Origin of the sequence: Paraburkholderia sp. MM5482-R2 (assembly GCF_050436125.1) — a bacterium.
Taxonomy (GTDB): Bacteria; Pseudomonadota; Gammaproteobacteria; order Burkholderiales; family Burkholderiaceae; genus Paraburkholderia; species Paraburkholderia tuberum.
Genome location: NZ_JBNDLP010000002.1, coordinates 2,275,975 through 2,288,789, shown reverse-complemented (window position 1 = coordinate 2,288,789; position 12,815 = coordinate 2,275,975). Strand labels below are relative to the sequence as shown.

The 12,815-nt window shown below is 64.1% G+C and carries 11 protein-coding genes; 3 read left to right on the top strand and 8 right to left on the bottom strand.

What is annotated here, in order from left to right; genetic code table 11:
- Positions 1-22: 22 nt before the first annotated feature.
- From OKW37_RS13440 to OKW37_RS13420, 5 genes are all read right to left on the bottom strand, one after another.
- A complete protein-coding gene (locus tag OKW37_RS13440) occupies positions 23-2,221 on the bottom strand; it encodes a polysaccharide biosynthesis tyrosine autokinase (protein ID WP_184066711.1) in 2,199 nt (732 codons plus the stop codon).
- Positions 2,222-2,357: 136 nt separating this feature from the next.
- Positions 2,358-3,563 carry a polysaccharide biosynthesis/export family protein gene (locus OKW37_RS13435; protein ID WP_429405974.1) on the bottom strand — a complete coding sequence of 402 codons (1,206 nt, stop codon included), beginning with the start codon at positions 3,561-3,563 and terminating at the stop codon, positions 2,358-2,360.
- Positions 3,557-4,012, bottom strand: coding sequence for a low molecular weight phosphotyrosine protein phosphatase (locus OKW37_RS13430; RefSeq protein WP_429405976.1), 456 nt, complete (start codon positions 4,010-4,012; stop codon positions 3,557-3,559). Before OKW37_RS13430 ends, OKW37_RS13435 begins: the two co-directional genes overlap by 7 nt.
- A gap of 33 nt (positions 4,013-4,045) precedes the next feature.
- Complete coding sequence (locus OKW37_RS13425) at positions 4,046-5,491, bottom strand: UDP-glucose dehydrogenase family protein (protein ID WP_429405977.1); 1,446 nt, start codon at positions 5,489-5,491, stop codon at positions 4,046-4,048.
- An 80-nt stretch (positions 5,492-5,571) separates the two neighbouring features.
- Positions 5,572-6,969, bottom strand: coding sequence for an undecaprenyl-phosphate glucose phosphotransferase (locus OKW37_RS13420; protein WP_429405979.1), 1,398 nt, complete (start codon positions 6,967-6,969; stop codon positions 5,572-5,574).
- Positions 6,970-7,575: 606 nt separating this feature from the next.
- On the opposite strand from OKW37_RS13420, the gene OKW37_RS13415 reads away from it, so the two are divergent.
- The gene (locus tag OKW37_RS13415) at positions 7,576-9,135 is read left to right on the top strand and encodes a mannose-1-phosphate guanylyltransferase/mannose-6-phosphate isomerase (protein WP_429405981.1); all 1,560 of its coding nucleotides are present in this window, start codon (positions 7,576-7,578) and stop codon (positions 9,133-9,135) included.
- A 69-nt stretch (positions 9,136-9,204) separates the two neighbouring features.
- Here OKW37_RS13415 and OKW37_RS13410 read toward each other — a convergent pair whose 3' ends face one another.
- From OKW37_RS13410 to OKW37_RS13400, 3 genes are all read right to left on the bottom strand, one after another.
- Complete coding sequence (locus OKW37_RS13410) at positions 9,205-10,395, bottom strand: transposase (protein WP_429509838.1); 1,191 nt, start codon at positions 10,393-10,395, stop codon at positions 9,205-9,207.
- Positions 10,396-10,975: 580 nt separating this feature from the next.
- The gene (locus tag OKW37_RS13405) at positions 10,976-11,275 is read right to left on the bottom strand and encodes a YciI-like protein (RefSeq protein WP_018418036.1); all 300 of its coding nucleotides are present in this window, start codon (positions 11,273-11,275) and stop codon (positions 10,976-10,978) included.
- Between the two features lie 151 nt (positions 11,276-11,426).
- Complete coding sequence (locus tag OKW37_RS13400; protein ID WP_184066664.1) at positions 11,427-11,684, bottom strand: hypothetical protein; 258 nt, start codon at positions 11,682-11,684, stop codon at positions 11,427-11,429.
- A 39-nt stretch (positions 11,685-11,723) separates the two neighbouring features.
- Here OKW37_RS13400 and OKW37_RS13395 point away from each other — a divergent pair, with 39 nt between their 5' ends.
- Both OKW37_RS13395 and OKW37_RS13390 read left to right on the top strand, forming a co-directional pair.
- Positions 11,724-12,023, top strand: coding sequence for a PsiF family protein (locus tag OKW37_RS13395; RefSeq protein ID WP_429405985.1), 300 nt, complete (start codon positions 11,724-11,726; stop codon positions 12,021-12,023).
- Positions 12,024-12,260: 237 nt separating this feature from the next.
- On the top strand, positions 12,261-12,710 hold the full coding sequence (locus OKW37_RS13390; protein ID WP_184033559.1) for a hypothetical protein: 450 nt from the start codon (positions 12,261-12,263) through the stop codon (positions 12,708-12,710).
- The last annotated feature ends 105 nt before the right edge of the window (positions 12,711-12,815 follow it).

Below are 12,815 nucleotides of genomic sequence, written 5' to 3'. Positions count from 1 at the left end.
GTGCTCGAGTGCGGAGTCCGCGTCACGTGCTCAGGTATGCCTGAGTCGCCGCGTAGCCGCGGTCGTAGCCGACCCGCGAGCGCGCCGGCATGCCGTTGAAGATGCCGCCCTGCACGTGGACGCCCGCCGAGCGCAGGCGTTTCAGCGCATCGGCCAGCTCGAGCTCGCTGTGCATGCCCGAGCGCATCACGAAGAACGTCGAGCCCGCATACGCGCCGATGATCGACGCATCGGTCACCGCGAGCACCGGCGGCGTGTCGATCAGGATCACGTCGTAGCGCTTCGCGAGGCCGTCGAGATACTGCGGCAGACGCGGCGACATCAGCAGCTCGGACGGATTCGGCGGACGGCGGCCGCACGAGATGAAGCTCAGGCCTTCGATGCTCGAACCGCGAATCGCCTCCTCCAGCGAGATCTGGCCGCTCAGCAGCTCGGACAGGCCGTTTTCCTGCAAGCCGCCCACGTAACGTTCGAGCGTGCCGCGCCGCATGTCGCCGTCGATCAGCAACACGCGCTTGCCCGAATGGGCGAGCAGCATCGCCAGGTTCACGCTGAGGAAGCTCTTGCCGACGCCGGCCATCGGCCCCGTCAGCATCACGATGCGGTTGCGCGCGTCCATCAGCGTGAACTGCATCGCGGTGCGCAGGCTGCGCAGACTTTCGATCGTCACGTCCTTCGGCCGCGCGTTCGCAAGCACCGGACGCAGCCGTTCGCCGCCCCGCGCGTAGCTGTTTTCGAGCTGCACCTGCTCGGCGCTTTGCGGCACGAGCCCGAACACCGGCAGATGGAACGCGCGCTCGACGTGATCGGGGTCGTCGATGCCCTTGAACAGATTGCGGCGCAGGAACACGAAACCGGTGCCCGCGATCAGCCCGAGAATCACGGCCGCCGAGATGATCAGCATCTTCTTCGGCTTGACCGGCGCGCCGGGGCGCAGCGCGGCGTCGACGATATGGACGTTGCCGCCGGTGCCCGCCTTCTGCACCGACAGCTCCTGCACGCGATTGAGCAGCAGCACGTAAATGTCTTCGGCGACCTTCGCGTCGCGCTGCAACTGCACGGCCTTCACTTCGGTGGCCGGCAGATTGCGGAAGCGGTCCGCGTATTTGGTGCGCTGCGCCTGCAATTCGGCCATCTGCTGACGCGCGGCGACGAGCGTCGGATGGTCGTCGCCGTAGCGCTCGGCGAGCTGCGTCATCTGCAGACGCAACGCGGCGATCTGCTGCTCGTATTGCACGCTGCCTTCGAGGTAGACCTTCGCCTCGTCGCTCGCGTTGATCGAGCCGGACTGACGTTGATAAGCGGTCAGCGCGGCCTCCGCGCGTTCGAGATCGGCCTTCAGGCGCGGCTCCTCGCTCTTCAGGAAGTCGAGCATCCTGCTCGCGTCGGCCTGCTTGTTCGACACGTGCTCGCGCAGATACGACTGCGCGAGCGCATTGGCGACGAGCGCCGCATGCTCGGGACTCTTGTCCTCCAGCGAGATCTGGATCACGCCGGTCTGCTTGCCCTGCTCCTGCACCGTGATCGCCGACTGGAACGCGGTGATCGCATCGAGATCGTTCGAGCGCACGACGGTGAACTCCTGCCCGGGGCGCGCGATCAGCGTGTTGACGACCATCGTCACGCCCCCGCCCTGTGCCTGCTGCCCGACCTGGCCGCGCAGCAGCAGCGAGCCGTTCGGCGCGAACAGTTCATAGTGCTGCGCGTCGATCACGCGCAGCAGCAGCTTCTCGCCTTCGAGCGACGGCGTCACGTCGATCGAATCGACGTCGACTTTTTCTCCGCCCCATGCGTAGGACGTGAGCCCCAGCCACGCGCGCGCGGGCTGGCCCGGCGTGGCGAGGCGCGCGGCGATGCTGCCGAGCAGCGGGATCGTCTTCGGCGTAACGCTGAAGTTCAGCTTGAGCTGCTGCACGACCGGCGCGACCACGCCACGACTCTTGATGATTTCGATCTCGGCGTCGGTCGGCAGCGACGTCGAGCCGCTGGTGATCGCGGCGCCGGTCTGCGTTTGCGTGAGCGCCTGCGACATGCTGTCGGACTGCTCGACGCGCACGTGCGCATCGGCCGAATAAGTCGGCTTGGCGAGGTAGCAGTACGCGACCGCCATCGCGACGATGATCGCGGTGATCGCGAGCAGCCACCAGATGTCGTCGAGGATCACCTGCACCAGTTGTCCGAGGACGACGTCTTCTTCTTCGGTCTTGATCGGACCAGCCATGTGTGGAGAGAGTTGATTGCTCACTGTTCCATCCCGTGTCGTTGGCTTCGGCTTTCGCGTCAGCGGTACTTCTGCTTTCGTTGCACGTCCCGCACCGCCCGGACAACAGCGGCGCGGGACGTTACAGGCCAAACGTTCAGCGCGTCAGCTGCTTCAGATAGAACAGCGTCTGCACGCTCGGCAGCACCTGCTGCAACACACGGTTGAACGTGGTCGACGCGGCGGTGCCCACGTACACGACGTCGAGCGGCTGCAACTGGAACTGCGAGGACAGCATGATCGAGTCCGGCTGCGTCATGTCGAGGCGGAACACCTCGGGCGTGGTCGGATGCTCGCGCATGCCGCGCATCACGTAGATCTGGCGCGGATTGGCGTCGGTGTTGAGGATGCCGCCCCCTTGCGTGAGCGCGTCGGCGATCGTCATGCGGCCGCGCGCGATCGGCACCTGGATCGGCGTCTTCACTTCGCCCAACACGAAGATGCGGCTGTCGGTGCGGTCCGGCACGTTGACCACGTCGCCGTTCTGCAGCATCACGTCCTGGGTGGTATCGCCCTGATCGAGCATGCGATCGGCATTGAGCACATAGAGCTTGTGGTTGCGCGTGAGTCGCACGCGCTGGATGTCGGCGTCCGGGTTCGTGCCGCCCGAGCGCGTGATCGCGTCGACCAGCTTCAGCGGCACGTCGCTGACCGCGAGCGGTCCCGGCTGCTTCACTTCGCCCGTGACCTGCACCTTCTGGCCGCGATACGACAGCACGCGCACGTCGACCTGCGGCTTGCGGATATAAGGCACGAGGCGGGCGGCGAGCTGATCGCGCAGCTCGGTCGTGGTCTTGCCCGCGGCCTGGATGCGGCCGACGAACGGGAAAAAGATCGTGCCGTCGGCGGCGATGGTCTGGCCGTACGGATCGGCCTGGCCCGGCAGCGCGGCCGTATACGGCTGCTGCAACGCACCCGCGATCGTCTGCGTGGTATTGCCGCCCGAGGACAAGGTACTGCCCTGCGGCGTGGTCAGCTCGGGGTGATCCCACACGGTGATGCCGAGAATGTCCTGCGGCGCGAGGTGGTACACGTACAGCGACGGATCGGACAGCGCCGCTGGCGGCAACGGCTGGGTTTTCGCGGCGGCGGCTTGCGCCTGCGCCATGATCAGGTTCGCGTCGATCAGATGGACCGGATAGGTTTCGCTCGGCGCATGATCGTTGTCCTTGAGCCGCGACGTGTCGAGGTAATTGCCCGGTGCGCTCGCGCAGGCCGACAAAAAGGACGTCAGCAGAAGTGAGGCGGCGAGCTTCGTGCGCAAGCTCGCGAATGAGTTTTCGATGCGGGGTTTCTTCAGCATATTTTTTTCAGCCATCCCATGACCAGATGTTCGATGAGCACGAGACTCTCCCTGTATTCGTTTTCCGCGCCGCCGTGCGGATCGGCGACGTCCGAATCGGCTTCCCACTTGCCGAGCGGATAGACCTTGCCGCGCGCGGACGGATCGAGCGCTTCGACCTCGCTCACCTGCGCGCGCTCGGTCACCAGCACGAGATCTGCCGCGCGCACGAGCGATCGCTCGAGGCGCCGCGCGTGGTGAACGCCGGCCGCGACGCCGCGCTCTTCGAGCAGGCGCCGCATCACCGGGTCCATGCCGTGGCCGTTCACCGCACGAATGCCCGCCGAATGAAACGCGATAGGTGCGGCCCCCGAGCGCGGCGCGCGCGCCTGGCTCGCCTTGAACAGCATCTCGGCGGCGGGCGAGCGGCACACGTTGGCGTGGCACACGATCAGAACGTTGTCGAACATGGCGGACTCTCTCGCGCGGCGATCGCGGCGGCTTCAGCGGCCGGAGGCTGCCGTCGCGGCGAGGTCCGCCGTCTGCATCGAACCTTTCGCGCCGACACGCGCCGGCGCGTTGCGCAACGCATGCCGCCGGCCGATCGCGTGATACTCGATGCCGAGTTCGAGCAGCACGTCCGGCTCGTACAGATTGCGGCCATCGAAAATCAGCGGCGTCTTCAGGATGCGCTTCAGCGCATCGAAATCAGGACTCTTGAAGACCTTCCATTCGGTCAGGATCACGAGCGCATCGACGCCGCTCGCCGCTTCCATCTCTTCACTCACGAACGAAAGTCGCGCATGCTGCTGCGGCACGTCCTTCAGATCGAGCGCGAGCACGCGCCTCGCTTCGTCGATCGAGACCGGGTCGTAGGCCTTCACGCGCGCGCCGCGGCCCAGCAGCCCGGCGATCAGCTCGCGGCTCGGCGCCGCGCGCATGTCGTCGGTGTTCGGCTTGAATGCGAGACCCCAGACGCCGAACGTGCGGTCCGACAGATCCTCGCCGAGACGCGCGACGATCTTCTGCGCGAGGATCTGCTTCTGCGCATCGTTGACCGCTTCTACCGCTTCGAGAATGCGCAGGTTCGCGTTGTGATCGGCCGCGGTGCGGATCAGCGCCTGCACGTCCTTCGGAAAACAGGAGCCGCCATAGCCGCAACCCGCGTAGAGGAAGTCATAGCCGATGCGCGGATCGGAACCGATGCCGCGGCGCACCGCTTCGATATCCGCGCCGACGCGATCGGCCAGATTCGCGAGCTCGTTCATGTACGAGATGCGCGTCGCGAGCATCGCGTTGGCCGCGTACTTGGTGAATTCGGCCGAACGCACGTCCATATACAGCGTGCGCTCGCGATTGCGGTTGAACGGCGCATACAGGCGCTTCATCAGTTCGCGCGCCTTTTCGCCGGGCACGTCCTCGTCGCAGCCGAGCACGATGCGATCGGGCCGCGTGAAGTCTTCGATGGCCGCGCCCTCCTTCAGGAACTCCGGGTTCGACACCACCGAGAACATCTGCTCGACGCCGCGCGCGGCCAGCTCGGCGGCAACCACTTCGCGCACGCGCGAGGCGGTGCCGACCGGCACCGTCGATTTGTCGACGATCACCTTGAAGCCGGTCATATGGCGGCCGATGTTGCGCGCGGCCGCGAGCACGTATTGCAGATCGGCGGAACCGTCCTCGTCGGCCGGCGTGCCGACCGCGATGAACTGGATGTCGCCGTGCGCGACCGCGGCCTCGACGTCGGTGGAGAACGTCAGGCGCTTCGCGCGGCGATTGCGCGCGATGATCTCCTGCAGCCCCGGCTCGTGGATCGGCACGCCGCCGTTGTTGAGCACGTCGATCTTGCGCGCGTCGACGTCGAGACAGAACACGTCGTGGCCGATGTCGGCCAGACACGCGCCGGTCACGAGGCCGACATAGCCGCTACCGATGATCGTCAGGTTCATGGATTGCACCTCGGTAAAAAAGTTGATTCAGGAATGCGCTCGCGCGATGCGTGGCATCGGCGCGGCCCGGTACCCCGCGTTCAATAGGCGTTGCTGCCCGCGAAGCCCTTCCACAGCGTCAGCACGACGATCTTGATGTCGAGCCAGAAGGTCCAGTGCTGCATGTAGTACAGATCGAGCTTTACGCGGCCCATCATCTTTTCGATGCGATCGGTTTCGCCGCGATAACCGTTGATCTGCGCCCAGCCGGTAATGCCCGGCTTGATCCGGTAGCGGTGCATGTAGCCCTTCACCAGATCCTTGTAGATGTCGTCGTGCTCGAGCGCATGCGGACGGGGACCTACCACCGACATCTCCCCGCGCAGCACGTTGATGAATTGCGGCAGCTCGTCGAGGCTGGTGCGGCGCAGGAACGCGCCGACCGCGGTAATGCGCGGATCGCGCCGCGTCGCCTGGGTGATCTTGCCGGCCGCTTCCGTGTGGACCTTCATCGAGCGGAACTTGAAGATCTCGAACTCGCGGCCGTCGATGCCCTTGCGCCGCTGGCGGAAAAACACCGGCCCCGGCGAGCTGAGCTTCACCATCAGCGCGATCGCGAGCATCAGCGGCGCGAGCGCGAGCAACGCGCCGAACGCGAACAGGCTGTCGAACACGCGCTTGGGCAGCACGCGCAGATCGGTGATCGGCGAGGCGGCCAGGTTGATCGCGGGCACGCCGAGCAGCTCGACCATCGGCTGATTGAACAGCGTCAGGCTGCCGACGTCGGGGATGAAGCGGATGTTCACGAAGTCGTTGCGCAGATCCATCACGAAGCGATGAATCGCCTTCTCCTTCGAGATCGGCAGCGCGAGCCACAACTCGCGGATCGCGCGCTGCCGTACCAGTTCGATCATGCGCTGATAGTCGCGCTCGACCGGCACGCCGGCGACCGCGTGCGCGGCGTCCGGGTCTTCGTAGGGATTGATCGTGCCGTCCTCGTCGAACACGACGACGGGCTTGAAGCCAGCTTCGGGACGGCCGCGCATCTGTTCGATCAGGAAGCGGCCGTACGGCGCGCCGCCGACGATCGCGACCGCGCGCTGATTGAAGCCCTCGCGGCGCAGCCCGCGCAGGATCGAATAGACGATCACCTTCGTGACGACCAGCAGCACGATCGACGCGAGCGCCCAGTAAACGAGCCACAGCCGCGACAGGCTGTCGGCGCGGTGCACGCTGAAGCTGATCAGCACGCCGGTCACTTCGACCATCAGCCAGCCGCCCGTGACGCGCGACAGCAGATCGTAGAGCGGCTTGCCGCGCCACGACTGATAGATGCCGAGCGGCGGGAAGAACACCACCACGAGCAGGCAACCGAACGCGAGCGACACGCTTTGCATATCGTCGAGCCATACCACTCTGCCGCTGTGCACGCCCGCCGCCAGCACCGCGGCGAGCGCGACCATGGCGATGTCGATGATTCTTGCTAGAACGCTCAGCATGCGCCGCCCCTCTGTTCGTCAGTCAAGTGCGATCCGTCGGTTGGTTGAAATGGCTGTTGCATGCGGGTCTCATCGTTGGGCTTTTTTATTTCCGATCTGCCTGGCGGCGCGACTGGACTGAATGAGCCTGAATGGCCAGACCGCAAATTCCGAATGCGAATGAGTGAATACCCTTGTTCATACCTCAATAAAGCGGTATTAAAATTCCCACGACAAGACCGCAAAAAATCTCAAATTGTATCGGTCAAAATTTCGCCATTTTTTATGCATTTTGTGCGGCAATTGTTGCCGCAATGCGGCCCGACATAACATTCCGGGCAGCCCATTCGAGCGCTTTCATGTAGAAGCTTTCGCTTTGCCAACAGTTCTGGCGCGAAGCTCTGGCGCCACTCGCGCTGTCATTCTTGCGCATCATTAAGCGAAAAAAATGCTTGCTGATTTTTTTCAGGTAATTTTTATTTATAAATAAATCGACGAGACATTTTTTGGTGAATTTCGAATAAATTTGATGCGCCGTTTATCGGAATTGTATTTAACGCGCTTTTATTGATTCGTGACTTCGTGATAAAACTCGACGCATTCATCCAGCCTCGAGGAGAGTTCACCATGACAGCTCCGGCCCCGGTCACGCCTGCCGGCACCCGGCCCACCCCCGCCCAATCGCCCATGCCCTCAACCGCAACCAGCGTCAAGCTCAAGGTTCATCCCGTGATTCTCGCGGGCGGCTCGGGCACCCGGCTGTGGCCGATGTCGCGCGAGCAGCATCCGAAGCAGCTGATCGGCCTGCTCGGCGAAGAGTCGCTGCTGCAATCGACGACCCGCCGTCTCGATGGGCTCGAAACCGGTTATCCGCTTGCCGGCCAGCTCGTGGTCGTCGCCAATGAAGAACAGCGCTTCACGACGGCCGAACAATTGCGCACGAGCGCCAAGCCGAGCCGGCTGATACTCGAACCCGTGGGCCGTGACACCGCGCCCGCGTTGACGGTGGCCGCGTTGTCCGTCGCCGCGCAGGATGAAGACGGCGTCATGGTCGTGATGCCCGCCGATCACGCGGTCACCGACAGTGCAGGATTTCACGCGGCGCTCGCCGCCGGCGTACAGCATGCGGCCGCTGGCCATATCGTCACCATGGGAATCGTGCCGACGCGTGCCGAAACCGGCTACGGCTACATCCGCATCGGCGCGCCGCTCGGTTCTGACGATGCGCAGACCGCAGCAGCGGCTCGCCCGGTCGCGCATCGCCTCGACCGTTTCGTCGAAAAGCCGCATCTGGAACTCGCGCAGCGCTATGTCGAATCACGCGAATACTGGTGGAACAGCGGTATTTTCATCGTGCGCGCATCGACGTGGCTCAAAGCGATCCGCCATTTTCAGCCGGCCATTTACGCAGCATGCGAATCGGCCTTCGCGGGCAGCACGGCGGACGGCGACTTCTTCCGGCTGCAACGCGATGCGTTCAGCGGCTCGCCGTCGAATTCGATCGACTACGCGGTGATGGAAAAGCTCGGCCCCGATCAGAGCATCGCGTCGGGCGTGGTCGTGCCGCTTGCGGCCGGCTGGTCCGACGTCGGTTCGTGGGACGCGATCTGGGACATCAGCGAGAAGGACCCCGATCGCAACGTGAGCCGCGGCCGCGTGATGTTCGAAGGCGCGAACTCCACCTTCGCGCATTCCGAAGGACGACTGATTGCCTGCGTCGGCACGCAGGATCTCGTCGTCGTCGAGACCGCCGATGCGATTCTGGTCGCCGACAAATCACGCGTGCAGGACGTCAAGAAGATCGTCAACCGGATTCGCGAGGATGGCGGGCTCGAAGCGGCCAATCATCGCAAGGTGCATCGGCCGTGGGGCAACTACGATTCCGTCGACACCGGCGAGCGCTTCCAGGTCAAGCGGATCGTCGTGAAGCCGGGCGCGCGGTTGTCGCTGCAGATGCATCATCACCGCGCGGAGCACTGGATCGTCGTGCGCGGCACCGCGCTCGTCACGCGCGGCGACGAACGCTTTATCGTGTCCGAAAACGAGTCGGCCTATATTCCGCTCGGCGTTACGCATCGCCTCGAAAACCCGGGCAAGATGCCGCTCGAAATGATCGAGGTGCAGTCGGGTTCGTACCTCGGCGAAGACGATATCGTGCGCTTCGACGATACGTACGGAAGGCAATGAGGCGCGAGCGGTCGCAATGACGAAGCGGGAACCTGCGGCGGCGCAAAGCGGCCGCGGGGACCGCCGGGCTCATCCCACGTATGAGATGAGTTCTTTGTAGGTTGCGGATAAGCGCTCCGCGGTGCCGCTGTCGGTCGTCACCGTGGGCGTGCTTGCCCCGCCCGCGGTCGCGGTGTCCGACGGATAGCGGCGCAGCGTCCCGCGCAATGCATTCAGTGATGGCTTCAGCGGCCCGTGCAACGGCGCGCCGTGATTGCCCGGGTGATTCGCGATGCCATTGACCGATGCCGGTTCCGGCGCATGACGCAGGCCTGACAACGAACGCTCCGCGGACCGCTGCGCAAGGTTCGCCGACGCGGGCGCGGCCGTTGCGTGGACCATCGTCGTGGCCGCCGCGTCGGTCGCGCATTCGCGATCGATCCACTGACGCGCCCAGTCGAGCGCGAACTGCTGCGCGTGCTGCGCATCCGCGAAGCGCGGGCCGACGAGGCCAGAGCGCTCGACGCGCTTGCCGTCCCTGATGATCTCCGCCCACCCGCGATACATCGCATTCGGCACTTCCTCGACCACCACGTAGATCAGATAACCGCGCGAATCGGCGACCTGCATGCCGCGCGGGGCGAGGCCCATCGTCAGCGACGGGCGCGGGTCGTCGACCGCGACGGGCTCGACCGTGCCGGATGCGGCCGGTTCGACGCGCATCTGCGCCGCCGTCGCGGACGTCGCCACTGCGGACGTCGCGAACGCCGATGTCGCCACCGCGCTCGCCGGCGCAAGCCCCGACAATTGCCGCGTGATATCGCCGATCGGATCGGCCGTACGCCATTGGCTCAACGCGCTCGCAACGCCGGGCGCCTGCCACGACTCGGGACTCTTCCACGACACGCCGCGCAGATTATTGTCTTCGCGCGGGCTCGGGGTTTGCGCAACCGGTGCCGCAGGACTGGCCGTAACGGGCGGCGCCGGTTGGGGAATGTATGCGAACGTGCGCCCGCTCTGCGACAGCAGACGGACCATTTCCAGCAGTGTGCCGTTCAGTTGCCACTCTTCGAAGCGGCGGCGGCAGGTGGGACCGGACGGATAGCGGCCCGGCAGCTTCGACCACGGCTCGCCGGTGGTCATGATCCACAGCACGGCATTCGTCACGATGCGCGGTTCGGCGCGCGGCCGGCCGCGCCGGTTCAGACGGACGGCCGGCTCGTCGGAGACGAGCGGCGCGAGCAGCGCCCATTCGTCGTTGTTTAGCTCATCGAAAAACATTGGATTTTCTCCACGCGGCCTGGCCTGGCCGCGGCGTTGGGCCTGCCACGGATTCTCAGCGTTCACGACCCGTGTGCGGCCCTCGGTTGCACAAATTTGTTTGGTCCGTTCGGCTCGCTGGAGCAGCCCGCCCACAGGTGGTGCGGCTCTTCCCTATTACGAAGCACAAAACGCGGTCTCACTCGTGCGTGGGAAAATTTGTGCACGAAGCATACCATTCCAATCTTTGCGTGAGTACAGTTGAGACAAGTGTTACGGATAGAAACAATCTTGTCGGTTTCGCTGCGTCGATTCTCGTATTGCCGTAACAGAAGCCGCTGCTTATCCGGCATCGGATCTGTCTATTGCAAAGCACAATACCGCATGACCGAACAGAATGGGATTTAGAAATGTAATTGCCGATCCAGCATGCATTTCTATGCGCTTTGATGGTTGATGTGAACATCGGTTTCGAGCTTCGGCGAACGGACTGCGACGCGCCCGCGCGGTGACGTGGAGGCAACCGGAGGCGCACACGCGGCGGCCGCGCATGCGCGGAGTTCGAGGCGTGACAGAAGCGACGAAGTCGCTTCGAACGACGTTACGGGCGCACTGGTTTCGATGCGTGCTCGCCGACGACCGTGGTCCATTCGCGCACGCGCCAACGCGTAACCAGTCCGGAGAGTACGTACGGATCGGCGGTAGCAAAGGCCTCTGCCACCGCAGGTGACGCCCCGGTGAAGAGCAGCACCGCACCGTCCGTCGGCTCCGCGAGCGCGCCGGCGAGCAGCAGTTCGCCGCGCTCGGCGGCGGCCCATGCGAGTTTCAGATGCGCGTCGCGATGCTCGCCGCGCCGCTCCAGATAGTCGGGTACCAACTCGTACATCAACAGGTAATGCATGGTGAGTCTCCTCGCGAGGTTGAGGGTTGGCAGGGAGCGGCATGCACCGGAGCGCAGTTGAGGATAACGGCGACTACCGAATTTCATGCCTATTTTCTATTCAGTTGCATTCGCAGCAATATGAAAATTCTCATTGCCCGTTAACCATAGATCAAAATAGCGGAAACCGTAATTTCGTTTCAATAAGCTTGAAATAAACGTCACGAGCAATCTGCATTGCATGACAAAATTCGCGCTCTCGTTCATTCGATTGTTTCAAACGCCGCGGCGCCAGTTGCGCCACGCTGCTCAGGGAAAACGAGCGCGGACCGCTGTCAACCGGAATGCATTTTGAGCCGTTCTCGCAGACGGCATTTGCCATAATGGATGCGCCGATGGGCCCGTGAATGCCGTCGTCGCCCGCGCGCATGAACGATCAGAAACGTTTTCACCACCGATGGAGTGTCCCATGAAAATTCAATCCGCTATCGCTACGCTGGTGTTGGGCGCGGTACTCGTATCGCCGGCGTTTGCGCAGAACAGCCAGCAAACCAAGATGGCCGACTGCAACAAGCAGGCCGCCGACAAGAAAGGCGACGAGCGCAAGGCGTTCATGCAAACCTGTCTTTCCGCGAAGCCGGCCGCCGCCGCACCGATGAGCCAGCAGGACAAGATGAAGGTGTGCAACAAGAAGGCGGCCGACAAGAAAGGCGACGACCGCAAGGCCTTCATGAAGACCTGCCTGTCCTCCTCGGCGCCGGCCAACTGAGCGAAAGGCGGAGCCGTCCCCCACGCCGGCGCCCTCCGATCGACGCCGCGCCGGCGCATCGTTGCGCCCACGCGGCGCTCCGATCGAGTCCCCCCGCTTCGTCGTCCACCCGCCGCAACGCGCCGTTTTCTTCTATGATGGCTGCGGAGACGGCCCACCCTCACTCATATAGAACCAAACAACTACGCGGGCCGCCATCTTGTCGTTGGTGCTACTGAGCATCGATCGGAGGCAAGGATGGTATCGAAGCACAAAAACCGCTGGTTAAGGCGGTGGTTGCTGGTCATCATATTCTGGGCCGTGCCTGTGGCGATCGTGGCGGTCAACGAGATCCGCGAGGAAATGTCGTACAACGCGGTCGATCTCGACCGCGCGCTGACCACCTGGAATTTCACCCAGGCGCAGCGCACCGCCGGGGCGCCCGCGCATTGCCATGGCAAGCCCGACGAGGCCAAGGCGGCCGGCTGCCCAGCCGACGTGCTGGCCGCCAACGCGCCGCGCCAGCAGGACGCGATCAACGAATACAGCGTGCGCCGCTCGACGCTATTGGCCTATCTGTGGCACGCATTCGTCGGCTATTGGATCGTGCCGGCGGCTATGCTGTTCGCGATCGGCGCGATCATCGGCATGGTGCGCCGCGCGCTGCGGCGCCCGCCCGCGGTCAAGAGTCCGGCGAATCACGGGTGAGCGGCGGCCGCGCCGCTTGCACTTCGCCGCAATTTGCTGCGAAACAACACTCTCATTACCATGTTGATGGGCCGCCGCGCGACGCGAAAATCGGTAAAAACCGGC

Bases quoted from the DNA above. Each gene is read 5' to 3' on its own strand.
- OKW37_RS13390 (WP_184033559.1), top strand. From the start codon at position 12,261: ATGGTATCGAAGCACAAAAACCGCTGGTTAAGGCGGTGGTTGCTGGTC.
- OKW37_RS13400 (WP_184066664.1), bottom strand. From the start codon at position 11,684: ATGCGCGCGGGCGACGACGGCATTCACGGGCCCATCGGCGCATCCATT.
- OKW37_RS13410 (WP_429509838.1), bottom strand. From the start codon at position 10,395: ATGTTTTTCGATGAGCTAAACAACGACGAATGGGCGCTGCTCGCGCCG.
- OKW37_RS13415 (WP_429405981.1), top strand. From the start codon at position 7,576: ATGACAGCTCCGGCCCCGGTCACGCCTGCCGGCACCCGGCCCACCCCC.
- OKW37_RS13425 (WP_429405977.1), bottom strand. From the start codon at position 5,491: ATGAACCTGACGATCATCGGTAGCGGCTATGTCGGCCTCGTGACCGGC.
- OKW37_RS13405 (WP_018418036.1), bottom strand. From the start codon at position 11,275: ATGCATTACCTGTTGATGTACGAGTTGGTACCCGACTATCTGGAGCGG.
- OKW37_RS13395 (WP_429405985.1), top strand. From the start codon at position 11,724: ATGAAAATTCAATCCGCTATCGCTACGCTGGTGTTGGGCGCGGTACTC.
- OKW37_RS13430 (WP_429405976.1), bottom strand. From the start codon at position 4,012: ATGTTCGACAACGTTCTGATCGTGTGCCACGCCAACGTGTGCCGCTCG.
- OKW37_RS13420 (WP_429405979.1), bottom strand. From the start codon at position 6,969: ATGCTGAGCGTTCTAGCAAGAATCATCGACATCGCCATGGTCGCGCTC.
- OKW37_RS13435 (WP_429405974.1), bottom strand. From the start codon at position 3,563: ATGCTGAAGAAACCCCGCATCGAAAACTCATTCGCGAGCTTGCGCACG.
- OKW37_RS13440 (WP_184066711.1), bottom strand. From the start codon at position 2,221: ATGGCTGGTCCGATCAAGACCGAAGAAGAAGACGTCGTCCTCGGACAA.